The 22,280-nt window shown below is 69.5% G+C and carries 22 protein-coding genes and 1 tRNA gene; 13 read left to right on the top strand and 10 right to left on the bottom strand.

The features are described 5' to 3' along the window. Positions 1-45: 45 nt before the first annotated feature. Together ACFVIV_RS17800 and ACFVIV_RS17795 are read right to left on the bottom strand one after the other, a co-directional pair. A complete protein-coding gene (locus ACFVIV_RS17800; RefSeq protein ID WP_379197500.1) occupies positions 46-891 on the bottom strand; it encodes a helix-turn-helix domain-containing protein in 846 nt (281 codons plus the stop codon). A 9-nt stretch (positions 892-900) separates the two neighbouring features. Next, a complete protein-coding gene (locus ACFVIV_RS17795; RefSeq protein ID WP_379197498.1) occupies positions 901-1,785 on the bottom strand; it encodes a LysR family transcriptional regulator in 885 nt (294 codons plus the stop codon). Between the two features lie 143 nt (positions 1,786-1,928). Between ACFVIV_RS17795 and ACFVIV_RS17790 the strand changes: the two genes are divergently transcribed. From ACFVIV_RS17790 to ACFVIV_RS17780, 3 genes are all read left to right on the top strand, one after another. Further along, positions 1,929-3,155 (top strand): MFS transporter, encoded by a 1,227-nt coding sequence (locus tag ACFVIV_RS17790; protein ID WP_379197496.1) that lies wholly within the window; start codon positions 1,929-1,931, stop codon positions 3,153-3,155. Continuing rightward, positions 3,152-4,024, top strand: a complete 873-nt coding sequence (locus ACFVIV_RS17785) for a LysR family transcriptional regulator (protein ID WP_379197494.1) — start codon at positions 3,152-3,154, stop codon at positions 4,022-4,024. Before ACFVIV_RS17790 ends, ACFVIV_RS17785 begins: the two co-directional genes overlap by 4 nt. Positions 4,025-4,136: 112 nt before the next feature. Beyond that, positions 4,137-4,535, top strand: a complete 399-nt coding sequence (locus ACFVIV_RS17780) for a nuclear transport factor 2 family protein (RefSeq protein ID WP_379197492.1) — start codon at positions 4,137-4,139, stop codon at positions 4,533-4,535. Between the two features lie 48 nt (positions 4,536-4,583). On the opposite strand, the gene ACFVIV_RS17775 is transcribed toward ACFVIV_RS17780, so the two are convergent. Together ACFVIV_RS17775 and ACFVIV_RS17770 are read right to left on the bottom strand one after the other, a co-directional pair. Next, on the bottom strand, positions 4,584-5,045 hold the full coding sequence (locus ACFVIV_RS17775; protein ID WP_379197490.1) for an iron chaperone: 462 nt from the start codon (positions 5,043-5,045) through the stop codon (positions 4,584-4,586). Between the two features lie 32 nt (positions 5,046-5,077). After that, complete coding sequence (locus ACFVIV_RS17770) at positions 5,078-5,452, bottom strand: VOC family protein (RefSeq protein ID WP_379197488.1); 375 nt, start codon at positions 5,450-5,452, stop codon at positions 5,078-5,080. 121 nt (positions 5,453-5,573) lie between these two features. Here ACFVIV_RS17770 and ACFVIV_RS17765 point away from each other — a divergent pair, with 121 nt between their 5' ends. Beyond that, a complete protein-coding gene (locus tag ACFVIV_RS17765; protein WP_379197486.1) occupies positions 5,574-8,390 on the top strand; it encodes an ATP-binding protein in 2,817 nt (938 codons plus the stop codon). 13 nt (positions 8,391-8,403) lie between these two features. Here ACFVIV_RS17765 and ACFVIV_RS17760 read toward each other — a convergent pair whose 3' ends face one another. Further along, positions 8,404-9,729 (bottom strand): amidase family protein, encoded by a 1,326-nt coding sequence (locus tag ACFVIV_RS17760; RefSeq protein ID WP_379197484.1) that lies wholly within the window; start codon positions 9,727-9,729, stop codon positions 8,404-8,406. A gap of 118 nt (positions 9,730-9,847) precedes the next feature. Between ACFVIV_RS17760 and ACFVIV_RS17755 the strand changes: the two genes are divergently transcribed. Genes ACFVIV_RS17755 through ACFVIV_RS17745 form a run of 3 tightly spaced genes read left to right on the top strand, consistent with a single transcriptional unit; the run spans position 9,848 to position 12,475 of the window. After that, on the top strand, positions 9,848-10,492 hold the full coding sequence (locus ACFVIV_RS17755) for a DUF1989 domain-containing protein (protein ID WP_379197482.1): 645 nt from the start codon (positions 9,848-9,850) through the stop codon (positions 10,490-10,492). Further along, positions 10,479-11,609 carry an NADH:flavin oxidoreductase gene (locus ACFVIV_RS17750; RefSeq protein ID WP_379197480.1) on the top strand — a complete coding sequence of 377 codons (1,131 nt, stop codon included), beginning with the start codon at positions 10,479-10,481 and terminating at the stop codon, positions 11,607-11,609. The genes ACFVIV_RS17755 and ACFVIV_RS17750 overlap by 14 nt, the downstream gene beginning before the upstream one ends. After that, the gene (locus ACFVIV_RS17745) at positions 11,606-12,475 is read left to right on the top strand and encodes a polysaccharide deacetylase (protein WP_379197478.1); all 870 of its coding nucleotides are present in this window, start codon (positions 11,606-11,608) and stop codon (positions 12,473-12,475) included. The genes ACFVIV_RS17750 and ACFVIV_RS17745 overlap by 4 nt, the downstream gene beginning before the upstream one ends. Before the next feature lie 22 nt (positions 12,476-12,497). On the opposite strand, the gene ACFVIV_RS17740 is transcribed toward ACFVIV_RS17745, so the two are convergent. Together ACFVIV_RS17740 and ACFVIV_RS17735 are read right to left on the bottom strand one after the other, a co-directional pair. Further along, entirely contained in the window at positions 12,498-14,081 is a 1,584-nt protein-coding gene (locus ACFVIV_RS17740) for a PucR family transcriptional regulator (RefSeq protein WP_379197476.1), read from the bottom strand. Between the two features lie 60 nt (positions 14,082-14,141). Further along, a complete protein-coding gene (locus tag ACFVIV_RS17735) occupies positions 14,142-14,726 on the bottom strand; it encodes a TetR/AcrR family transcriptional regulator (RefSeq protein WP_379197474.1) in 585 nt (194 codons plus the stop codon). Between the two features lie 145 nt (positions 14,727-14,871). Between ACFVIV_RS17735 and ACFVIV_RS17730 the strand changes: the two genes are divergently transcribed. From ACFVIV_RS17730 to ACFVIV_RS17720, 3 genes are all read left to right on the top strand, one after another. Further along, positions 14,872-16,083, top strand: coding sequence for a Cmx/CmrA family chloramphenicol efflux MFS transporter (locus tag ACFVIV_RS17730; RefSeq protein WP_379197472.1), 1,212 nt, complete (start codon positions 14,872-14,874; stop codon positions 16,081-16,083). 12 nt (positions 16,084-16,095) lie between these two features. After that, positions 16,096-16,566 carry a VOC family protein gene (locus ACFVIV_RS17725; RefSeq protein ID WP_379197470.1) on the top strand — a complete coding sequence of 157 codons (471 nt, stop codon included), beginning with the start codon at positions 16,096-16,098 and terminating at the stop codon, positions 16,564-16,566. 360 nt (positions 16,567-16,926) lie between these two features. After that, complete coding sequence (locus tag ACFVIV_RS17720) at positions 16,927-18,540, top strand: TROVE domain-containing protein (protein ID WP_379197468.1); 1,614 nt, start codon at positions 16,927-16,929, stop codon at positions 18,538-18,540. A gap of 100 nt (positions 18,541-18,640) precedes the next feature. Here ACFVIV_RS17720 and ACFVIV_RS17715 read toward each other — a convergent pair whose 3' ends face one another. Beyond that, positions 18,641-19,342 (bottom strand): methyltransferase domain-containing protein, encoded by a 702-nt coding sequence (locus ACFVIV_RS17715; protein WP_379197466.1) that lies wholly within the window; start codon positions 19,340-19,342, stop codon positions 18,641-18,643. A gap of 87 nt (positions 19,343-19,429) precedes the next feature. Between ACFVIV_RS17715 and ACFVIV_RS17710 the strand changes: the two genes are divergently transcribed. Next, positions 19,430-19,498, top strand: a tRNA-Lys gene (locus tag ACFVIV_RS17710). A gap of 150 nt (positions 19,499-19,648) precedes the next feature. On the opposite strand, the gene ACFVIV_RS17705 is transcribed toward ACFVIV_RS17710, so the two are convergent. Beyond that, positions 19,649-19,927 carry a hypothetical protein gene (locus ACFVIV_RS17705; protein WP_379197464.1) on the bottom strand — a complete coding sequence of 93 codons (279 nt, stop codon included), beginning with the start codon at positions 19,925-19,927 and terminating at the stop codon, positions 19,649-19,651. Continuing rightward, complete coding sequence (mca, locus tag ACFVIV_RS17700; RefSeq protein ID WP_379197856.1) at positions 19,924-20,805, bottom strand: mycothiol conjugate amidase Mca; 882 nt, start codon at positions 20,803-20,805, stop codon at positions 19,924-19,926. The genes ACFVIV_RS17705 and mca overlap by 4 nt, the downstream gene beginning before the upstream one ends. A 178-nt stretch (positions 20,806-20,983) precedes the next feature. On the opposite strand from mca, the gene ACFVIV_RS17695 reads away from it, so the two are divergent. Both ACFVIV_RS17695 and greA read left to right on the top strand, forming a co-directional pair. Continuing rightward, on the top strand, positions 20,984-21,400 hold the full coding sequence (locus tag ACFVIV_RS17695) for a DUF4307 domain-containing protein (protein WP_379197462.1): 417 nt from the start codon (positions 20,984-20,986) through the stop codon (positions 21,398-21,400). A 247-nt stretch (positions 21,401-21,647) separates the two neighbouring features. After that, positions 21,648-22,142: a transcription elongation factor GreA gene (gene greA, locus ACFVIV_RS17690; RefSeq protein WP_067534175.1), complete on the top strand. Its 495-nt coding sequence runs from the start codon at positions 21,648-21,650 to the stop codon at positions 22,140-22,142. Positions 22,143-22,280: the final 138 nt, after the last annotated feature.

Raw genomic sequence — 22,280 nt, 5'->3', positions numbered from 1 at the left:
GCATCTCCGGCGCACCGCGGGATGTATTGGAAAAATGTTCCACGGTCACGCCCGGGGCGCGTACGCCGGATCGGCCCAGGCGACGGGGTCGACCGCGAGCCAGGGCGCGGCCGCGAGACCCGCGGGCGTCAGCCCGGCGAAGGCCATGGCGTCCCGGCACAGGTGGGACTGGTCGACGAAGCCGCACTCCGCCGACACCAGGGCGGCGCTGTGGCCCGCCGCGAGACGGTGTGCGGCGTCATCGAATCGGACCAGCTGCGCGGCGCGTTTGGGCGTCAGGCCGATCTGGGACCGGAACCGGGACCACAGCCGTTTGCGGCTCCAGCCGGTCTCGACCGCCAGCCGCTCGACCCGAATCCGCCCTCGGCTCACCACGATTCGCCGCCAGGCGAAGGCGACCTCCGGATCGACCCTCCGGCCCGCCGCGTAACGCCGGCTGAGTGCGTCCGCCGCGATCGCGAACCGCTCGTCCCACGACCCGCGCGCGTGCAGTTCCGCCATGATGCGTTCGGCGTCGCGCCCCCAAAGCTCTTGGAGGGCAATCACTGTGCCGCCCGACTCCGGTGCACCACCCAGCACCCCGTACGCGACCACCGGCGACAACCGCACCTGGAGCAGATCCACCTCGCGCCCGCGCCCGTGCACACTGCCGCAGCCGAGACCGACGACGGCGCTGCCCCGGTGCCGCGCACCGCCGTTCGCATCGACCAGCAGCACGTCACCGAAGTCCAGGAATACCGTCAGGGCCGGGTACGGCACCATCCGGAGATCGACGCGGGCCTCCGCCCGGCCGGAGAATCCGGCCATATCGACCCCCGCCAGGCGGCCCGATGGCGGCGGGACCGCGATTTCCACTGCGGCGCCGGCGATGTGGACCGGTTCGACGGGCATACCGCCATGCTACGAGTCGCTGCGCAGCTCCCGGATGACGGCGGCCAGTTGCCGGATCGACTCGGTCTCCGCGGCGGTCTTCCACACCAGGGCGTAGTCCAGTGGCGGCAGATCGGGCACGGGCACCCAGCGGATGTGCGGCACCGCCCAGTAGCGGGTGACGTGTGCCGGGAAGACGTGCACGTACTCGCCGGTTGCGATCATTTCGATGAGCTCGTCGCTGGTGGTCGCCACCTGCTCGCGCAGGATGGGGCGGCCGGCGGGACTGTGGAACGGCAGATACGCGTCCTCCCAGTAGTCCGGCATACGGGGCGATGTGACGTGCTGGAAGTCGGCGAGGGTTTCGATCGAGACCGAGTCCAGGCCGGCCAGTTCGTGATCCTCGCTGACGGCCAGAATCCGGTTGTCGGTGAACAGCACCGGGCCGGCGGTGAGGTCGGGTTCGTGTACCGGCAACCAGATGACCAGCGCGTCGAAGTCGCCGCCCCGCAGCATTTCGAAGGGATCGACGTATGGGCAACGGCGGATGCGCAATTCGCATTCCGGATGCCGCGTGCGGAACTCGTCCCAGTAGCGCCGCTGCTCGGTGGTGTTGAAGGGCATGAGGCCCAGGCGCAGCAGGGCCGACTTGCCGCGGGCGGCCCGTTTGGCCCGCTCCACGCTGTCCGCGATCTCCGCGTAGACCGGTTGCAGATCGCGTCGCAATTGCTCACCGACCGAGGTGAGCCGCACGCTGCGATTGGTCCGCTCGAACAGCAGCGCGCCGATCTGCCGCTCCTGCTTCTTGATCGCCTGGGTGATGCGCGCCGGGGTGACGTTCAGCCGCTCGGCGGTCCGCCCGAAGTGCAGTTCCTCCGCGAGCGTCAGGAAGATCTCGATATCGCGTAACTCCACGAAGTCCCTGTCTCGTTAACTCCGCGGTTAATGCGGCATTGCCCAATTCATCGTTGTTCGGCACACGCCGGCCGCCCATTGTAGAACCCGGACCGCGCCGGCCACGGTGGCCCGCGGGTTCCAGCGCAGTGAGGAGTTCTCGAATGGTGTCCGCTGTCGGTGATCCGGCACTCGAATCCGCATCCGGCCGGGTGCCGTTGCGCCGCTGGCTCGGTGTGGCGGCCGTGGCGCTGGGGACGTTCTCGGTCGTGACGTCCGAGCAGTTGCCGGTCGGCCTGCTCACCTCGGTCAGCGGTGCGCTCGGCGTCTCCGAGGGCACGGCGGGCCTGATGGTGACCGTGCCCGGATTGGTCGCCTCGGCCACCGCGCCGCTGCTGCCGGTGGCGATCGGCCGCCTGGACCGCCGCATCGTGCTGCTGGGCCTCATCGCCCTGATGGTCGGCGCGAACCTGCTCTCGGCCTTCTCGCCGAATTTCGCGCTGCTGCTCGCCTCCCGCTTCCTCGTCGGCATTGCCATCGGCGGATTCTGGGCGCTGGCGGCCGGTATCGCGGTCCGCATGGTGCCCGAGCGGTTCGTGCCGCGCGCCACCGCCATCGCCTTCGGCGGCGCCACCGCCGCCAATGTGCTCGGCATTCCGGCGGGCACGCTGATCGGCGAATTGACCGACTGGCGCATCGCCTTCGGCGTCCTGGGCGGACTGGGACTGGTGGTGGTCACCGCCCTGCTCCTGTTGCTGCCGCAGCTGCCCGCCACCGATCCGGTGCACCTGCGCACCCTCGGTCAGCAGTTCCGCAATCCGGTGGTGCGGGCCGGGGTGCTCGTGACATTCCTGCTGGTGAGCGGACATTTCGCGGCCTTCACCTTCATCAGCCCGCTGCTGCAGAACGTTGCCGGCGTCGACGCCGCCATGATCGGTCCCGCGCTGCTGGGCTTCGGTATCGCGGGCATTGCCGGCAACTTCCTCACCGGCGCGGCGGCCGGGCGCGATGTTCGGGTGGCGCTCATGGTCCTCAGCGTGGCGCTCACCGCGGTCCTGGTGCTCGTCGCCCTCGTCGGCAGCACCCCGGCCACCGCCCTGACCCTGCTGATCCTGTGGGGCCTGACCTTCGGCGGCATCCCGGTCGGCGTGCAGACCTGGATCCTGCGCGCCGCACCGGAATCCACGGAGGCCGCGACCGCCCTGAATGCCGCCATGTTCAATCTGGCCATCGCCCTGGGCGCGCTGTTCGGCGGCCTCATCACCGACAATCTCGCCCTCGCGGCGGCGCTGTGGTTCGGCGCGGCGCTCAGCGTGCTGGCCGGTGTCGTCATGTGGCGCACACCGAACCGCGATGCGCGCGAGCACTCGTGCGGTCCGGGGTGCTGGTGAATATCCGTCTGTTCGAGTCCTTCCTGGCGGTCGCCGCGGAGCGGAACATCACCCGCGCCGCGGCCCGGCTGCACATCACCCAGCAGACCCTGTCGGCGCAAATCCGGCATCTGGAGCGGACATTGGGCGTGGTCCTGCTGCTGCGGGATTCGCGCGGCGTCGAGCTCACGCCCGCCGGGCAGGTCTTCGCCGAAGGCGCCGAACGGGCGGTGACCGATCTGCGGAGCCTGATCGAGCGCGTGCGCGCCGCCGACGCCGCCTCGGCCGACACCCTGCGGATCGTGTGCTGCCGCGCGACCGTGCCGCTCATGATCCAGGTCGCCGAGGCCGTGGAAACGGCGGATCCGGCCGTGCAGGTGGAGTTGATCAGCGTGCGCGCGGTGCGGGACGAGGTGCGCATACTGGACTCGGGACGCGCGGATGCCGCCCTGCTGTGGGCTCCGGTCTCCGATACCGGCTTGCGGCACAGCATTATCGGTTCGGACCCCTGGATGGCGGCCGTGGCGACGGGGCATCGACTGGCCTCTCACGCCACGCTGCGGCTGGCGGATCTGGCCGCGGACCCCGTCATCGTGCCCGCGATCTTCGTTTCCGAAGCGGCCCAACGGGACTGGGTCGCCGCCCTGCGGCCCGACGGCGCCGCCGAACCGATCGTGCGGGACAGTGAGGACGGCTCGATTCTGGCGGCCCGCCGTCAGGGGATCTGGCTCGCGCCCCGGTCACTGAGCCGGCGCTATCCGGACGACGCCATCCGGCTGATCCCGGTGTCCGATGCGACGCCCATCGATTCGGCCGTCGTCTGGACCGCCGAGGCCCCGCACCGTCCGATGGGCACGCTGATCGAGGCCGTGCGCGCCGCCGTGCAGTGACCGCCCGCCACAAATTCCGCCTGTGGCCGCTACCGGAAATGATTGTTTCCCTCGTCTTTTCAGCCATCGGAGAATCACAGGGCATCTGTTCAGCTACCCCCGAGGATGTCTCGTGTCGTTCCGCAGCACCGCCGAGGTCATGGACCTGTTCAATCGCGCCTTCGTGGACCGCGCCCCCGCGCTCCTCGACGATCTCGTCGACGAGGACTGCGTCATGGAGTCGGTCCAGCCCGCGCCCCGGGGCGAGCGGGTGGTCGGACGCGCCGCCTGCCTGGCCTTCTGGCAAACGCTGGTCGGTGACCTCACCAGCCAGTTCATGCCGCAGGAGGTCATCGTCGCGGGCGATCGCGCGACGATCCGCTGGTACTACCGATTCGGCGCCGGCCCGGACGAGTGGGTGGAGGGCGTGAACCTCATGCGCGTGCGGGAGGGCCGGATCGTCGAGGCGCTGGGCTTCAGCAAGACGGCGGGCGAGGTGCCCCTGGCCACCGACTCCGCTTCCCGCGCATGAACATCCGGCCTGCCGCCCAGGGGTGGCAGGCCGGATGTCCGGGGGTTGTCAGGCGGCGGCGCGCTTGACGAGTTCGCCGATGAACGTCTCGTCGGCGGCGCTCAGAGTGGTCAGGGCGAAGGCGGTGGGCCAGAGCGCGCCGTCGTCGAGGCGGGCGGAGTCGTTGAAGCCGAGGGTGGCGTAGCGGGCCTTGAACTTCTCCGCGGACTGGAAGAAGACGACGACCTTGCCGTCGCGGGCGTAGGAGGGCATGCCGTACCAGAGCTTCGGGGACAGTTCCGGGGCGTGGGCCTTGACGATGGCGTGAATGCGTTCGGCCAGTACACGATCCGAATCCTGCATCTCGGCGATCTTGGCGAGGACATCGCCCTCGAGATCGGCCTTGGCGCCGCGGCGCGCGGCCGCCTTCAGCTCCTTGGCGTGCTCTTTCATGGCGGCGCGTTCCTCGGCCGAGAAGCCGACGGTGGTCTTGGGCTTGCCATTGGTGCGGGTGGCGGTCTGGGTGGTCATGTCGATTCCTTTGTTATCTGTGTTATCGGTGATCAGTGCGAGCGGTCTTGCAGCAGACCGAGGACATTGCCGTCCGGATCGATGACGGTGGCGACGCGGCGGCCCTCGCCGACATGGCGCACGGGCTCCCGGACGGTGGCGCCGGCGGCGGTGACCTCGGCGAGCTTCGCCTCGATATCCGGCACGTGCCAGTAGGCGACCGGGGCGGTCATGCCCTGCGGCCCGCCGCCGGGCACCAGCCCGATGTGCTGGCCGTGGACCTCGAAGCCGACGTAGAAGGTGCCGTCGATGTGCGGCGGCACACCCAGCAGTGCGGTGTACACCTGCTTGGCTTTCGCCAGGTCGGAGACGGGATGGAGAACGGTTTTGATAGCCGTTCCGCCTTCGGTCCGTTCGTCGTTCGTCATGGGAACAACGGTAGGGACGGGCGGACGGCGCAACATCCGTGCTGACCACGGATCCCACCACTGAACGAGTACGTAATCCGACTGCCGCGCCGGCGACCCGCCGATACGTGAGAATGGGACGGTGTCGAAGCAGAAGGTCTCCGCCGGGATCTCGGACCGGGAGGCCGAGGTCCTGACTCTCGTCGGGCAGCATCGCAGCAATGCCGAGATCGCCGCCCAGCTCTATATCTCGGTGCGCACCGTGGAAACGCATGTGTCCTCGCTGCTGCGCAAGGTCGGCGTACCCGACCGCCGGGCCCTCGCCGGGCGCGCGGCCGAACTCATCGGGGACGAACCGGCGAGCGAGGCGGTCGCCGTCCTGCCCTCGCCGCTGACCTCGTTCATCGGCCGGGCCGCCGAGCGCGCCGCGCTGCGGGAGGCCGTCGCCGCGCAGCGGCACGTGACCGCGCTGGGCCCCGGCGGCGTCGGCAAGACCCGGCTGGCCCTGGCCGTCGCCGCGGATCTGGCGGGTGAATTCGCCGATGGCGCATGGTTCGTCGATCTCGTGCCGGTCACCGATCCGGGGATGGCGGGCGCCGCGGTGGCCCGGGCGCTCGGCCTCGGCGAGCAGCCGGGACGCAGCATCGACGATTCGGTGCTGACCGTGCTCGCCGGCCGCCACACCCTGCTGGTCCTCGACAATTGCGAGCATCTGCGCGAGGGCCTGGCGCCGTTCATCGAACGCCTGCTCGCCGGCTGCCCGCGGGTGACCGTCCTCGCCACCAGCCGGGCCCGGCTCATGGTGCCCTTCGAGCAGGTCTACAACGTTCCGCCGCTCTCGCTCGACGACTCGGCCGCGGATGCCATCGCGCTGTTCCTGGACCGGGCGGCCGCGCTGGGCTGGCCGGTGAGTCCCGAGCAGTACGACCAGGTGTCCGAGATCTGCCAGCGCCTCGACGGATTGGCGCTGCCGATCGAGCTCGCGGCCGCGCGGCTGCCCACCCTCGGCCTGGACGGCCTGGCCGCGAGCCTCGCCGATCCGCTGCGGCTACTGGTCGGCGGGCGTCGCGCCGACGACCGGCACCGGTCCGTGCGGGCCATGCTGGACTGGAGCCAGGACCTGCTGACCGCGTGGGACCGCTGCCTGCTGCGCCGCATCGCGGTCTTCGTCGCGCCGTTCACCGCCGCCGATGCCACCGCGGTGGCCGGATTCGCACCGCTCAAACCGAATACGGTGACCGAGGGCCTGGCGCGGCTGACCGAGCAGAGCCTGCTCACCGCCGTGCCGTCCCCGAGCGGCACGCGATATCGGGCGCTGGAGACCATCCGGCAGTACGAGTCGGAGCAGCTCGTCGAGACCGGCGAGCTCCCGGGAACCCTTGCGCGCCATCTGCGTTGGTGCTTGGCCACCGCCGCCGAACTGGCCGCATCCGCACCGCGCACCAGCGGCGCCCCGGCCGCGCCGGCACCGCGCGGCGACGGCGGCTGGCGCACCCGGTTCGACGCGGTGGCCGATGACATTCGGTCGGCCTTGGCCTGGGCGGCGGAACAGAACGCGCATCGCGCCGACGCGCACACCCTGGCGGAGACCCTGGCCCGGCTGGCCTTCGACCGGAATCTGCTCGGGGAGTCCCAGATTCGCTACGAACAGGCAGCGGCGCTGGCCACCGACCCGGCCGCGGTCGCGGCGGACCTGCGCCACGCGGCCGAGGTGGCGGGGTGCCGCATGCGCGGCGAGGACATGTACCGCCTGTACCGGGCCGCCGCGGAAATCGCACTGACAGCGAGTGATTCGGCTACGGCAGCGGGTAATTCAGCTGCGGCAGCGGATAATTCAGCGGCGATCGCAGGCAATTCAGCGGCGACAGCGGGTGATTCGAGGGCGGCGGCCGGTAATTCAGCGGCAGCAGCGCGCGATCTGGCAACGGCCGCGATTACCGTCTTCCGGTGGTCCGGCGCATTCTCCGAGCCACTCCCGCCGAGCGAGGCCGCGGCCTTGCTCGAGCGGGCCCGGGCATTGGCCGGCGATGATCCCGCCGCCGCGGCCGCGGTGGCACTGGCCGAATGCGGTGTACTCGGCACCGCGGATGCGACGCCGGACGATCCGGAATCGTCCGCGCACAAGGCGATCGCACTGGCCGAGCGGGCCGTCGAGCTGGCACGGGCGACCGGCGAGCCCCTGGCGCTCAGCGCGGCTCTCGACGCGCTCGCCGCCGCCCAATGCTGGGCCGGGGACATCTTCGCCACCGCGGAGACGACCCGCCGGCGGGTGGAACTCCTCGCCGCCGTCCCGATGACGCCCGCCGGCGCGCTCGAACGCGTCAACGCGCTCGCCGAGGCCGCCGACATCTGTATCGGCGTGGGCGATCTGGAACGCGCCCGCCAATGGGGTGAACACCTGCGCGACCTGCCACTGCTCGCCGAACAGGGCGACTTCGCCACCTCCCGGCTGCTGGTGGCGGACGCCCTCGCGGGCAATACCGATGAAGTACTCGCGGGCAGCAGGCGTTTCCTCGACGCCTGGGAACTCTCCGGCCGCCCGCACGCACCCACCCTCGCCACCGCCGCGGCCGCCGTGGCGCTGGTCCACGGCCTGCGCGGTGACGATCCGGCCCGGTTCACCTGGCTGTCCATCATCGGCGAACTCGGCGCGACCCCCGACCAGAAGGCCGCCTACACAGCCGTTTTCGACGCCATCCTGCACCTCCACCACAAACGCCCCGACCAGGCCATGGCGGCCCTCGCCACCGACCCGGACGAGCTCGACCAGCAGGTCATCTGGATCTGGCGGCACTGGTACGTCGCCCTGCGGGCGGAGGCCGCGGCCCGCACCGGCCATCCGGACGCCCGCGACTACCTCGCCAGAGCCCGAACCGAAGTGGCGGGCAACCCCGTTGCGGGCGCGATCGCCGACCGCGCCGAGACCGCACTCGACACCGCCCCTCCGGCGTCGGACTGACCGAAGGCCGGAGCTACGAACGTCGAAGCGCCGTGACGCGCTGCAACCATGCCGCGGAGTCCAGCAGGGCGGCGTCATCGCCGGATGGGCGGGACAACAGGATTCCGGCGCGGGGTCCGGGCCTCACGACGGCGGCGGGCACGCTGACACCGCAGGCGCCCAGATAGCTGAGAGCCATAGTGGTGCGCAGGATTTCGATATTGGCGCTGTCGTAGCGATCCGGATCGGATTGCAGGTCCGCGATCGGCGGCGGGAACCGGCGCACGGTCGGGCACAACAGCGTGGCCGCGCCGAGTTCCGCGGCGAACTCGGCACGCAGGGCAGTCGTGCGGGCGTACACGGGTCCGATGGAATCAGCTGTGTGCCTGTTGCTTTCGAGACGCCGGCGGGTGGCGGGTTCGATCGGCATGGTCGAGCCGAGGCGGTGACCGTGCAGCCGGTAGGCCTCGGCGCCGACGATTGTGCCGTTGTCGTCCATGAGCTTCGCGGCCTCGGCGAGCGGCGGCAGATGGCGAAATCGAATGTCGGCGCCCGCGTCCCGGAGTTCGGTCACGGCGGCGGCGAAGTCGGCGGCGATCAGCGGTTCGGTGTCCTCCGACCATTCGCCCACGGGCACAACGAATTGCGGGGTCGCCGGGGCCGACCGAGACGCCGTGGGCAGCAGAACGCGATCCAGCGCCAGGAGATCCTCGACGGTCGTCGCGAAGACTCCGGCACTGTCGAGCGTCGCAGACAGCGGCGCGAAGTCGTGCGCGCCGTATCTGCCCGGGCTGGCGCGATATCCGATGATTCCGCACAGGGCGGCGGGCACCCGCACGGATCCCGAGGTGTCGGTGCCGACCGCCAGCGGCACGATGCCGCGGGCAACGGCGACGGCAGAGCCGGAAGAGGACCCGCCCGGGACCAGTTCCAGGTCGAGCGGGTTGACGGGCGTGCCGAAGTAGCGATTGATGCCGAGACCCGAGAAGGCGAACTCGCTGAGATTGGTCTTGCCGATGGTCACCAACCCGACGTTGTGCGCCCGCCGCACCAGATGACTGTCCACGGCGGCGGGCTCATCGTGCAGGTGGCTGGCCGAACCGCAGGTGGTGACCGCGCCCTGGACGTCGAACACGTCCTTCCAGGCGATGGGCACTCCGTCGAGCGGGCCGCGGCGGGCGCCGCGCGCGATTCGCGAATCGCTCGCCGCGGCCTGGTAGCGGGCGCGCTCACCGGTGACGGTGATCAGCACCGCGGCCGAATCGGGTTGCCGGGCACGGTCGATGGCGGCGGCGACCAGTTGCGCCGAGGTGGTCTCGCCGTCCGTGAGGGCCCGCGCCAATGCGGTAGCGGTGGTCATACAACGCACGCTATCGCGCCTGCGACGGCGTGTGCATGTGCGAATATCCATCGAATATGGTCAATGCTGTGGATATCTCCATAGCCGCCGACCGCTTCGGCTCTGTTAACTGAACGGCATGACAGCGTTGAGCTACTCCGAGCCGGTGACCATCCCGGCCAGACAGGCCGGATCGGTGGTATTGCGCACCGGCGAGCGCCTGCGCATCACCGACATCGACGGCGGTCAGGTCGGAGATGTGTTCGCCTACAACGTCGAGGACATCACCGAGCACCACAGCGCCGCGCACACCCGCACCCACACCAGCCGCCTGTTCCCGGCGCTCGGCCAAGCCTTCCTGACCAATCGCCGCCGCCCGATCCTCACCTATCTGGCCGACACCTCGCCGGGCGCGCACGACATGCTGATCGCCGCCTGCGATCCGGAACGCTATGCGGCCTACGGGGATCCGGATCACGCGAGCTGCGCGGACAATCTGCGCCGGGCCATGGCCGCGCACGGCCATCCCGCGCTGACCCACATTCCGCAGCCCATCAATGTCTTCATGCGCATCCCCGTCGCCGCCGACGGCGAGCTGTCCTGGCTCGAAGCGGCCACCGCCCCGGGCGATTCCATCACCCTGCGCGCCGAGATGGACTGCCTCGTCGTCGTCTCGTCCTGCCCGCAGGACCACAACGTCATCAATGGCGCCGGCCCCACCCCGCTGGCCCTGACCGTGCTCGCCCCCATCACCGAGGAGAACAACAGCCATGACCAGCACTGAAACCGATCTGGCCCACCCCGCGCTGGAGCCCTACGACCTCGGCCCGCTGGCGCTGCGCAACCGCTACGCCGTCGCGCCCATGACCCGCATCTCCGCCACGCCCGACGGCACGCCGACCGCCCAGATGGCCGACTACTACCGCGAATACGCGGCTGGCGGCTTCGGCCTGATCATCACCGAGGGCATCTACCCGGATGCCGCGCACAGCCAGGGCTATCTCAATCAGCCCGGCCTGGTCACCGCGGAGCACACCGCCGGCTGGCGGGCGGTGGTGGAGGCCGTGCACGACGCGGGCGCTCCGATCATCGCGCAGCTCATGCACGCCGGGGCGATCTCGCAGGGCAATGCCTACGGCTTCGAGACCATCGGACCCTCGCCCGTGCCGCCGCGCGGCCGGATGATGGAGGACTACGGCGGCGTCGGCGGACCGTGGAACGCGCCGCGGGAGATGACCGCCGCCGATATCGAGGAGGTCATCGCCGGTTACGTCGCCGCCGCCGGGAACGCCCGCGCCGCCGGTTTCGACGGCATCGAGATCCACGCGGCCAACGGCTACCTGCTCGATCAGTTCCTCACCGACTACACCAATCAGCGCACCGACGAATACGGCGGCCCGGTGGCGAATCGCATCCGCCTGACCGCTCGGGTGCTGCGAGCCCTGCGGGAGGCGCTCGGCGACTTCCCCATCGGGGTGCGGCTGTCGCAGACCAAGGTCAACGACTTCACCTACCGCTGGCCCGGCGGCGCCGCCGACGCGCGGATCGTTTTCGAGGCGGTGGCCGCCGACGCGACCTATCTGCACATTGCCAGCGAGGGCCGCAATTTCCTGGAGACCGCGCGCTTCCCCGACGGCACCACCATCACCGCCCTGGCCCGCGAGGTCTCCGGGCGGCCGGTCATCGCCAATGGCGGCATGCACGCCCTGCCCCAGGCCGCCGATGTGCTGACCGGCGGGCACGCCGACGTGCTGTCCCTCGGCACGGGCGCACTGGCGAATCCCGACCTGCCGCGCAAGGTCGCGACCGGGGCGGAACTCGCGCCCTTCGATCGTGAGATGCTCCATCCCATGGCCAACCTGGACACCACCGCGGCGTGGCGCGCACGACAGCGCGCATGACCGACCAGCCCTGGACCCGCGGCGCGGCCGCCGTGGCGACGCTCACCTTCGACGTCGACGCCGAGACGCCCATCCTCGCGGAGGGACGGCACTTCGCCGATCACCCCATGGTGATGTCGCACCAGTCCTACGGACCGGATGTCGGCGTGCCGCGGATCCTCGACCTGCTCGATGAGATGTCCGTGCCCGCAACGTTCTTCGTGCCCGGCTGGGTGGCCGAACAGCGTCCGGGCCTGGCACGCTCGATCGTGGACCGCGGGCACGAGGTGGCGCACCACTCCTACAGCCACCGTGCGCCCACCTCGCTGCCGCCCGGCGCCGAACGCGTGGATTTCGCACGCGCACTGGATGTTTTCGCCGCCCAGGGCATCGAGATCGCCGGGCATCGGGCGGCCATGTGGAGCGCCAGCCGCGAAACCCTGAGCCTGGTAGCCGAATACGGCCTGGCCTACGACTCCTCCCTGATGGGCGACGACCGGCCCTATCTCGTCGACGGCCCGCACGCGCCGGTGGTGGAGCTGCCGGTGCACTGGTCGCTGGACGATTGGGAGCAGTACGCCTACCTGCCCGAACCGAAAATCGGCGCGGTCATCGAATCACCGCTCAAGGTCGAGGAGATGTGGCGCGCCGAACTCGACGGAATGCGGCACTACGGCTGCCTTTTCAATGTGTGCATGCACCCGTTCCTCACCGGACGGCCGGGCCGCATGCTGGCGCTGCGCCGCCTCATCGGCTACGCGCAGGAATGCGGGGACGTGACCTTCGCGCGCTGCCGGGACGTGGCCGCCCGGGCGCGCGCGGATGCCGCGACACCGCATCGCACGGTGCCGGTCTACCAGGTGGATCCCGAGGTGTACCCGCGCTGATCCCACCCGGTCGCCGCATCGTTCAGTGGGATGCGGCGCCCGGTCCGGCGGTCTCCGCGGCCAGCGCCAGGAACAGGTCGACGGTGTCCGCGAGGCGGTTGACATTGCGTCCGGTCAGCTCGGTGATCCGGGCCATCCGATTGCGCAGGGTGTTGACGTGGACGTGCAGGGCCGCGGCGGTCACGCCCCACTGGCCGTCATTGGCCAGGAAGGTGCGCAGGGTGTGCTCCAGCTCGGTGTGCGCGCGGGCGTCGTGCTCACGGATGATGCCGAGCACCTGCTCGGAGAACCGTTGCAGCACTTGCTCGTCGAGCAGGCCGAGCAGCATGCGGAAGGTCGCGATATCGGCGAAGGTGGCGGTATCCGGACCGTCCTGCGCGCGCAGCACCTGGCACACTTCCCGGGCCCGCACCAGCGGCTCCCGCAAAGCGCCCACGCCGGAGGCGATCTCGCCCACCCCCACGACCACCCGGGCGGCCGCCGTGCGCCTGCGGACCTCCGCCGACAGCTCACCGGCGAAGCGCGTCAACTCCTCCGCCGTACCGTCCCACGGGCACACCGCCACCACATCCCGGCTGCCCGCCGCGGTGAACACCGGCGTACCGTGCGCGGCGAAGAAAACGCCTGCCCCATGGGCGATCTCGTCCGCCGGCAGGCCGACAGCCCCGGGCGCGGCCACCGAGGCCAGCGCGAAAACGCCCAGCGGCCGGTCCGACGGCACCCCGTAGGCGCGCAGCCGCTGCCCCACCTCACCGCTGCGCCGCGGTCCGGACAGGATCATCTCCAGCAGCTCGGCCGCGAAGCGCGCCTCGATGGCGTGCACCGCCTGCTGTTTGGTGACCTCCAGGCTCAGGAACCGCGCGGCCTGAGCCAGCGCCTCCCGATCCGCCGCGCCCAACCGCCCGGCCGGCTCCAGGCAGTACAGCCCGGCGTCGATCTCCCCCATCGCGCCCTCGATCAAGTAGAGCGCCGACGGCCCGGAACCCAGATCCACCTCGATCGGCGGCGGCGTGCGATTGAGCGCCGCGGCGGCGAGACGGACCTGCTCATCGGTCGGCTCACATCCGATACTGGCCAAGCACCGCCCCTTGCGATCGATGACCAGCAACGGCAATTCCGTTTCACCACGCAGGATTTCGAGCACCCCGGCCGCCCCGCTCCCCCGCGACAACGCGGTGGCCAATGCATCACCCCGATGCACGGTAGCGGTCAGCTCCGCCTGCAGCACCTCGTTCTGAATCCGCGCAGCCGCCCGCGTGAGCGCCGCGAACGGCACCCCGATACACAGCTCCACCAATGGCAGCCCCCGCGAGACACACAGCGCCGCAAGCCCCTCCGGCAACTCGGGCATCTGCGCCGTGAGCCCGAACACCAGCCCGGCCGCCCCCGCCCGCACAATGGCGTCCACGAAGCCCTCCGCCGGAACATGCGCCAGCCACAGACCATTGGTCATCACCAACTCGCCGGGCCGAACGTACGGCGAGGGGTCCGCCAGCTCGGTCGTGTGCAGCCAGCCGATCTCGGCTTCCAGCCGCTCGGTGAGCTCCGGGGTCATCACACGCAGCCCCAGCGCGGGATCAGCAACAAGCCGACTGATGGTCAACACCTAGTGAAATCTACACAGCAGCCCGCAATCAGTGGATGAATGCACATCGGTCAGCGTGAGTCAGAGCGCGGCCAGCGCGGCCTCCACCACACCGAGCAGGGACTGCCGATCCCGCTGGATCGGGGCGAGCACCCGCAATCCGTAGTACGTGCTCTGGAGTTGGCGGGCCAGCGTGGCGGCATCCCGGCCGGCGCCGATCTCACCGCTGCGCTGGCCCCGCGAAACCGCTTCGCGCAGAGCCTCTTCCACCGCGTCGAAGTGCCGCCGCACCTCGCGCGCCACCTCGGGATCGGTGCTCGCCCGCTCGATCGAGGCATTGATGGCGAAGCAGCCGGAGCCATCGGCGCCGGCCTCGGCCAGGTCCATATCGATCGCCCGCACCATGAGCTCCCGGAACCGGTCCCGGACCGGTCCGGGGCGGCTCAGCAGGTCGATCTGCGCGGCGGTGCTGGTCTCGTAGTACCGCCGCAGCGCCCGCAGATACAGCTGGCGTTTATCGCCGAAGGTGTTGTAGAGGCTCGACGTACCGAGCCCGGTGCACTCGGCCAGATCCCGCGTCGAGATCGCCTCGTATCCGCGCCGCCAGAACGCGTCCATCGCCGCGTTGACAGCGCGCGTCTCGTCGAACTTCCGCGGCCTCGCCATGCCTCACACTCTAGGTCGGTAGTTATGTAGCAGTTGATCCAAAACCATGTTAGCGTCCTTCCGGGCCCACCGCAGGGCCGGGCGAGCGCACCCGGCCGCGATCGATCGCTCATCGACTTCCCCACGCACACAGGAGAAATCACCCATGCCCTTGGCCGTCTACATACTCGGCTTGGGAATCTTCACCCAAGGAACCTCGGAGTTCATGCTCTCCGGACTGCTCCCGGGAATGGCCGCCGACCTCGGCGTTTCCATACCGGACGCGGGACTGCTCATCTCCGCCTTCGCCATCGGCATGGTCGTCGGCGCGCCGCTGCTCGCCATCGCCACGCTGGGCTGGCCGCGCCGCACCGCCCTGGTCGCGCTGCAGGCCGTCTTCATCGCCGCGCACGTGGCCAGCGCGCTGGCGCCGAACTACGGGGTGCTGTTCGCGACTCGCATCGTGAGCGCGCTGGCCTACGCCGGGTTCTGGGGCGTCGCCGTCGCCACGGCGGTCGCCCTCGTGCCCGCGACTGCCAAGGGCAAGGCGGTCGCCGTGGTGGCCGGCGGGCTCACCCTGGCCACCATCGTCGGGGTTCCGGCGGGCACCGTGCTGAGCCAATTCGCCGGTTGGCGAGCGGCTTTCTGGGGTGTGGCCGCGCTGACCCTGATCAGCCTGCTCTGCGCGCTGCTCGCCATTCCCGCGGGTGCCGGCACACAGGACGAAACCCGCACGGTCCGTGCGGAATTGCGGGCAATGGCGCGGCCGCAGCTGTGGTTGTCCTATGCCATCACGGCGTTCGCCTTCGGTGCGGTCATCGTCACCTTCAGCTATCTCGCCGCGCTCCTGACCGACGTGAGCGGGCTACCCGAAGGCTGGGTGCCCGCGGTGCTGGCGCTGTTCGGCGTCGGCGGGCTGATCGGCATGGCCCTGGGCGGGCGGCTCGCCCAGGACTACCCGATCCGCACGCTCGCCACCGGCATCGGCGTACTCGTTCTCGCCTCCGCGGCGCTCGCGCTGCTGGCGTCGCACGCGGTCGTGACGATCGGCCTGGTCTTCGTGCTCGGCATCGCCGGATACGTCACCAATCCCGTTCTGCAGTCCCGGGTCTTCGTGCTCGCGCCCGGCGCGCCCACCCTGGTCGGCGCCACCAATACCGCGGCCTTCAATATCGGCAATACCCTGGCGCCGATGTTCGGCGGCATGGCCATCAGCGCCGGTCTGGGCTTCGCGTCGGTGGCCTGGGTGGGTGCGGCGCTCGGGACCGCTGGCCTATTGGGCACACTCTGGGCAGGCTATGTGCAGTACCGGAGTTCCGGCCCGCACTTCGAGGCGACCACCGAACCGCTCCCGGAACTGACCACCTCGACACTCTGACAGGAGCCACGCATGGCCGCGTTGTCCCGCATCCGCCACGTCAAACTCCCCGTGACCGATCTCGCCCGCAGCGTCGCCTGGTACCGCGACCTGCTCGAACTCGAACTCGTCGCCGAATTCCGGGAACAGGGCGAACTGCGCGGCGCGCAGCTCATGCACCCGGCCTCCGGTTTCGGCATCGCGCTGCGCGAGCGTGAATTCTGCGCCGGGAAGCCGGATCTCGCCGGATTCGATGTCTTCGCCATCGAAGTGGGGTCGGTGGACGATCTGCACCAGCTGGCCGCGCGAGCGGCCGAGCGCGACTACCCCCACCACGAGGTGGTCGACCGCGGCGAATACGGGGCCTTCCTCAACATCATCGACCCGGACGGCTTGTGCGTGCGCTTCCTCGCCAACAATCCCCTCAATGCCGGCCGGTTCACCGGAATCGACTCCGACGACCAGGGCGGTTTCACCCTGTACGACACCCCTACCCTCGGCTGAACCCCCTCCCGAAAAATGGGATGCGGGGCCAAGATCGGTTCCGTAATGTCGGTCTCGCGCCCGGTGCGCAGGCAACGGTTACTTCCTTCAGATGGAGCATGTCGCGGGTTCGAATCCCGCCCGGATCTTCGGACCCGGTAGCTCAGCCTGGTAGAGCGGCTTGTACCGTCGCCGATTTCGATCTCGGGGGCACACGTGCACCGGCCCGGTGCGCAGACATACGGATACTTCCTGGTACGCACCCCATGCTGGTTCGAGTCCGGGCCATCGTGGTCTCCCATGGTGGCGGGTGCAGTTCCGTCGTCGCCTCGAACTCGGGCCGTTTCACGCGCGCTCCCTCAGCACTATGGGGGAATTCCTATGGCCAAGTTCAATATCGCCCGGCTGCGCGGTGCGCCCGCGGCCACCTCGCCGATCACCAGCGAGCGACTGCCGTCCGGCCGCACCCACGAGGGTGCGCCCGGCTACGCGCGCACGGTGCACAGTGAGCTGTTCCTGCTGGCGGTGTCGAACATGGTCGGCGAGAACACCTTCTACGAGTCGGCCGATCAGCGCGACAATCGCTTCGCGGTGCTCGTGCGGGAGGCCACCCTCGCCGATCCGGAATGGACCGCGCGCTTCCTCGGCTGGCTGCGCACGAGCGCCAATATGCGCTCGGCCGCACTGGTCGGCGCCGCCGAGTTCACCAAGGCCCGCTTGGATGCGGGCGCGGCCGGAATGTCGCGTCAGGTCATCGATTCCGTCCTGCAGCGCGCCGACGAGCCGGGTGAGCTCATCGCCTACTGGCACGCCACCTACGGCCGCAACCTGCCCAAGCCCGTCAAGCGCGGCATCGGCGATGCCGTGCGCCGCCTGTACGACGAGCGGGCGCTGGCCAAGTGGGACAGCGCCGGTCGCGCCTTCCGCTTCGGCGATGTGCTCGATCTGACGCACCCGACGCCCGCGCCCGAGAAGGCGTGGCAGGGTGCGCTTTTCGCGCACGCGCTGGACCGCCGCCACAATCGCGAGAACCCGATTCCGGACGCGCTGCCCACGCTGCGCGCCCGCGCAGAGCTGCTCGCGACTCCGGTGGCGGATCGTCGCGCGTTGTTCGAGGACGGCGATCGAGCCCGCGCAACGCTGCGCTCGGCAGCGATGACGTGGGAGTCCGTGGCGGGCTGGTTGCAGGGCCCGCTCGACGCCAAGGTCTGGGAAGCCCTCATCCCGTCCATGGGTTACATGGCACATTTGCGTAACCTCCGCAACTTCGACGAGGCGAAGGTCTCGGACACCGTAGCGGCGGAAGTCGCCGCGCGGCTGGCGGATCCGGAGCAGGTGGCGCGCTCGCGGCAGCTGCCCATGCGGTTCCTGTCCGCGTACCGGGCCGCGCCCTCGCTGCGGTGGGGGCACGCCCTGGAGCAGGCGCTGACCCACTCGCTGGCCAATGTCCCGGTGCTGCCGGGCCGGACGCTGGTGCTGGTGGACACCTCCGGTTCCATGGAGACCACCTTCTCCCGGGACGGCACCCTGCGCCGGTGGGATGCGGCGGTGGTCTTCGGGATCGCGCTGGCGAGCCGCTGCGAGCGGGCGGACATCGTGTCGTACTCGCAGGCCGGCCGCTGGGGTAACCAGACCTATCCGGACAGCCTGGTCTTCCCGCTGCGGAAGGCCGAGCCGGTGCTGCGGGCGGTCGAGCGGTGGAAGTCCGACGGGTACTTCATCGGCGCGGGCACCGATACCGCGCGCGCGGTGCGCACTCACTTCTCCGGTCACGACCGGGTGGTGATCCTCACCGATGAGCAGGCCACCGGCGGCGATGTCGGTGCGGCCCTGCCGAAGACGGTTCCGCTCTACACCTGGAACCTGGCGGGCTACCAGTACGGCCACGCGCCGAGCGGGTCGGCCAACCGGCATGCCTTCGGCGGGCTGACCGATTCCGCCTTCTCGATGATTCGGCTCATCGAGGCGGGCGAGAACGCCGATTGGCCGTTCTGACAAGTGAACAGATCGCGCCCGCTCCGCAGTCGCGGAGCGGGCGCGGTCGGTTGAGGTTTGGAGTGGGGCCCGGGCGGGCGCGGTCGCCGCGCACGCCGATTCAGCCGAGCACCAGCATGTCTCGTGCGCCCCGCTGGAACTCGTAGAAGGCCGTCGGCCGCAGCTCACTGCGAATTCCCTTGCCGTCGAGCTCCGCCCGCAGCCACTCCACCAGGTCGGTCAGCTCCGCCCCGGAATGCTCCACCAGCGGATACACCCGCACCTCCCCAGCGCTCACCCGCGCCAGTTCGAGCAGGGCGGCGAGGTGGAAGTCCGGTTTCAGCCGGTCGGCGTAGGTGAACAGCAGATGCGAGCTGAGGACGAGATCGAATTCCTTGTCCGGGAAGGGAAGTGACGGCAGTCCCGCTTCGACGTAGCGCTGCGGGCAGGCCACCAGATCCGCCACGAACCGGCGCACCGCCCGATGCCGCATCTGACGGTGCACCGCCGGATCGCCATCGTAGAAGTCCCACAGATAATCCCCGGTATGCGCCGCCGACCAGGCGTTCCCGCGATCGGTATCGGCCAGCGCCGTCTCTCGCAACTCCCCCGCGGGCTGTGCGTACACCGGGTCCACCGCCACCGTCCGCGCCCCGAATTCCACTGCCTCACAGGCGAAACTCGCCGCCCCGCCGGGGCAGTCGAGAATGTGCCCGCTCAGTTCGGCGTCCGTGAGCGCGAACATGGCCCGATACTCGGCCAGCGACCGCGCGGTGAGCAGATACTCCCCGACGATCTCGTTCTCCAGTCGATCCGTCACCATCCCACCCTCACATGCGAGACCGCTTCGCCACCACGGAAATTCGAATGCGATGACCCCGTGCCGGCCGCTACAGTCGCAACTGCGTCCGGTGCGCAGGCAGCGGTTACTTCCGACTCTTAATCGGCTGGTTGCGGGTTCGAGTCCCGCTCGGGTCCAATCCATGGGCCCGGTAGCTCAACTGGCAGAGCAGCACGTACCGTCGCCGACTCGATCTCGGACGCCCGAACCTCTCGCGCCCGGGGCCATTCACCCCCGAACGCACCGCACCCCCGGTCCGTCCGGACCGGGGGTGCGTGACAACTGCCGTCAAGCCCCGTTGGCGGATTCCGGCTTCGGAGTCTTCGGCTCCTCGGCCTCGCGCTTGGTGATGCCGTGCTCGGTGCCCTCGTCGGCTTCCTGGTCCGGTTCCGGATGTTCCGGGGAGAAGGTGGCCGGCAGGTTCTTGATGTGCTTGTTCATGCTGCGCACGAGCAGCACGGTGCCGGCCAGCAGGACCAGGACGATGACGAGACCCAGCGGTGACGCCTTGCCGAACTCCGGTCCGGTGGGCTGGGTCGGGGACTGGGCGAGCAGGGTCAGGATCATCGGTCGGGGTCCTCGGTGTCGGCGTCGTCGATGCCGGCGAACAGGTCGGTTTCCGGAATGGCCGTGCGCACCCGGGTCTTGGCCAGCTCGAATTCCTCCGTGGGCCACAACCGCTGCTGCAGCTCCGTCGGAATGGCGAAGAAGGCGCCATTGGGGTCGATCTGGGTGGCGTGCGCGCGCAGGGCGTCGTCCCGCTGCGGGAAGTACTTGGCGCATTCCACCTGGGTGGTGACCCGGGCCATGATGTCGCCGCGCTCGGCGGCGAACTTGCGCATGCGATCCATCCAGTCCTGCATGGGGAACGGCTCGCCGATGCGCTGGTACTCGTCGGCGAAGACCTCCAGGCGGGTGAGGCTGAACCCGTGGTTGTAGTACAGCTTCAACGGCGTCCAGGGCTCACCGGCATCGGGGAACTTCTCCGGATCCCCGGCCGCCTCGAAGGCCGCCATCGAAACCTGGTGGCACATGATGTGATCCGGGTGCGGGTACCCGCCCATCTCGTCATAGGTGGTCATGACGTGCGGCTTGAATTCGCGCACCACGCGCACCAGCGCCTCGGTGGCCTCCTCCAGGGGCACCAGCGCGAAGCAGCCCTCGGGCAGCGGCGGCAGCGGATCGCCTTCCGGCAGGCCGGAATCCACGAAGCCCAGCCAGGTCTGGCGCACGCCCAGCGCTTCGGCGGCCGCCGCCATCTCCTCGCGGCGCACCTCGGTAATGCGCTCCAGCACGCCGGGGGTGTCCATGGCGGGGTTCAGAATGTCGCCGCGCTCGCCGCCGGTCAGGGTGACGACCAGGACGTCATTGCCCTCTGCGGCATAGCGCGCGGTCGTTGCCGCGCCCTTGCTGGATTCGTCGTCGGGATGGGCGTGTACCGCCATGAGGCGAAGACCACTCACTTCTCGTTCACCTCACCGATCACAGTGTTCACCTCAATGCTCTCCGCCGAGTCCAGGCCGTATCGAAATCGCGGCACGCCGCGGTGGTGTCCGATCTCCGTTCCCTATAGTTCCATCCGACGATGATTTGTTCCGACCTACCCCCCGGGAGCGTCCAGCCATGAGCGAAAGACCGGCCGACCGGTACGGAACTGCGCCCCGGCCGGCGCGTCGCTGGGTCATGATCCTGCTGGGCGCGGGCGTGCTGATCGCCGGAGTAATCGTCGCCTACCTGGGCTATCAGCAATACGGGCCGAAGGACATCGAGCCGGAGCGCATCGGGTACACCGTGGTGGACGACTCCACGGTCGAGGTCGACTTCAAACTGACCCGCAAGAATCCTGAGACACCCGTGGTCTGCTACGTTCGGGCCCTGGACGCCGACGGCGTGGAAGTCGGCCGCCGCGAGGTTCTCGTCCCGGCGTCCACGGACGGCACGGTTCGCCTCACCACGGTCGTCAAGACCATCGAGCGAGCCGGCGCGGGCAATATCTACGGATGTAGCGAGAAGGTGCCCGCGTATCTGCGCGCTGGGTGAAAAGTCCGGTACGCAACCCGCTTTGATGCTTCTACCTGCATCTTTGCGAATCGTGCTAAAATGACGCGACACACGGTTCCGGGGTTCGGAGCCGTGTTTGCTTGCATTGGCGGCCGGCGCTGTCGGGAATCTCCCCCAGGGATCGCTCTAGCCGTCCACTGCCGTTGTGCCCGTTTTCGGATGGTTACGACGGCGGAAATCAGGGAATCCCGGCCCCGCCGGGGACAACTACTAGGGAGTGATCGAGATGACTGAGACGAACGTGACCTGGCTGACACCGGAGTCGCACGAGAGGCTCAAGGGCGAACTCGACGCGCTCATTGCCAACCGTCCGGTCATCGCGGCCGAAATCAACGAGCGTCGCGAAGAAGGCGACCTCAAGGAGAACGGCGGCTACCACGCGGCGCGTGAGGAGCAGGGCCAGCAGGAGGCGCGCATTCGCCAGCTGCAGGAACTACTCAACAACGCCAAGGTGGGTGTGGCGCCGACCAAGTCGGGCGTCGCGCTGCCGGGTTCCGTCGTCAAGGTCTACTACGACGGCGATGAGAGCGACACCGAGACCTTCCTCATCGCCACCCGCGAAGAGGGCCTGGGCGACGCCAACCTGGAGACCTACTCCCCCAACTCCCCGTTGGGTGGCGCGCTCATCAACGCCAAGGTCGGCGAAACCCGCGAGTACACCCTGCCGAACGGCAACACCATGAAGGTGACGCTGGTTTCCGCGGAGCCGTACCACAGCTAGTCCGAGAACCCCGGATTTCGCGGCCCCGGTTCCCAAGAACCAGGGGCCGCAGTTGTTTTCGCGACATTCGGCCGCGATACCACTAAACACCGAAGCGCCGCACCTGATCCCGGTGCGGCGCTTCGCTGTACCTGGGGG

Origin of the sequence: Nocardia sp. NPDC127526 (assembly GCF_042672265.1) — a bacterium.
Lineage (GTDB): Bacteria > Actinomycetota > Actinomycetes > Mycobacteriales > Mycobacteriaceae > Nocardia.
Note: the sequence above shows the minus strand (reverse complement) of the source record. Positions and strands in the feature narration are given on the sequence as shown.

Bases quoted from the DNA above. Each gene is read 5' to 3' on its own strand.
- ACFVIV_RS17705 (WP_379197464.1), bottom strand. From the start codon at position 19,927: ATGATCCTGACCCTGCTCGCCCAGTCCCCGACCCAGCCCACCGGACCG.
- ACFVIV_RS17725 (WP_379197470.1), top strand. From the start codon at position 16,096: ATGGCCGCGTTGTCCCGCATCCGCCACGTCAAACTCCCCGTGACCGAT.
- ACFVIV_RS17745 (WP_379197478.1), top strand. From the start codon at position 11,606: ATGACCGACCAGCCCTGGACCCGCGGCGCGGCCGCCGTGGCGACGCTC.
- ACFVIV_RS17695 (WP_379197462.1), top strand. From the start codon at position 20,984: ATGAGCGAAAGACCGGCCGACCGGTACGGAACTGCGCCCCGGCCGGCG.
- ACFVIV_RS17730 (WP_379197472.1), top strand. From the start codon at position 14,872: ATGCCCTTGGCCGTCTACATACTCGGCTTGGGAATCTTCACCCAAGGA.
- ACFVIV_RS17735 (WP_379197474.1), bottom strand. From the start codon at position 14,726: ATGGCGAGGCCGCGGAAGTTCGACGAGACGCGCGCTGTCAACGCGGCG.
- mca (WP_379197856.1), bottom strand. From the start codon at position 20,805: ATGGCGGTACACGCCCATCCCGACGACGAATCCAGCAAGGGCGCGGCA.
- ACFVIV_RS17790 (WP_379197496.1), top strand. From the start codon at position 1,929: ATGGTGTCCGCTGTCGGTGATCCGGCACTCGAATCCGCATCCGGCCGG.
- ACFVIV_RS17750 (WP_379197480.1), top strand. From the start codon at position 10,479: ATGACCAGCACTGAAACCGATCTGGCCCACCCCGCGCTGGAGCCCTAC.
- ACFVIV_RS17755 (WP_379197482.1), top strand. From the start codon at position 9,848: ATGACAGCGTTGAGCTACTCCGAGCCGGTGACCATCCCGGCCAGACAG.
- ACFVIV_RS17760 (WP_379197484.1), bottom strand. From the start codon at position 9,729: ATGACCACCGCTACCGCATTGGCGCGGGCCCTCACGGACGGCGAGACC.
- ACFVIV_RS17775 (WP_379197490.1), bottom strand. From the start codon at position 5,045: ATGACCACCCAGACCGCCACCCGCACCAATGGCAAGCCCAAGACCACC.
- ACFVIV_RS17770 (WP_379197488.1), bottom strand. From the start codon at position 5,452: ATGACGAACGACGAACGGACCGAAGGCGGAACGGCTATCAAAACCGTT.
- ACFVIV_RS17715 (WP_379197466.1), bottom strand. From the start codon at position 19,342: ATGGTGACGGATCGACTGGAGAACGAGATCGTCGGGGAGTATCTGCTC.
- ACFVIV_RS17720 (WP_379197468.1), top strand. From the start codon at position 16,927: ATGGCCAAGTTCAATATCGCCCGGCTGCGCGGTGCGCCCGCGGCCACC.
- greA (WP_067534175.1), top strand. From the start codon at position 21,648: ATGACTGAGACGAACGTGACCTGGCTGACACCGGAGTCGCACGAGAGG.
- ACFVIV_RS17800 (WP_379197500.1), bottom strand. From the start codon at position 891: ATGCCCGTCGAACCGGTCCACATCGCCGGCGCCGCAGTGGAAATCGCG.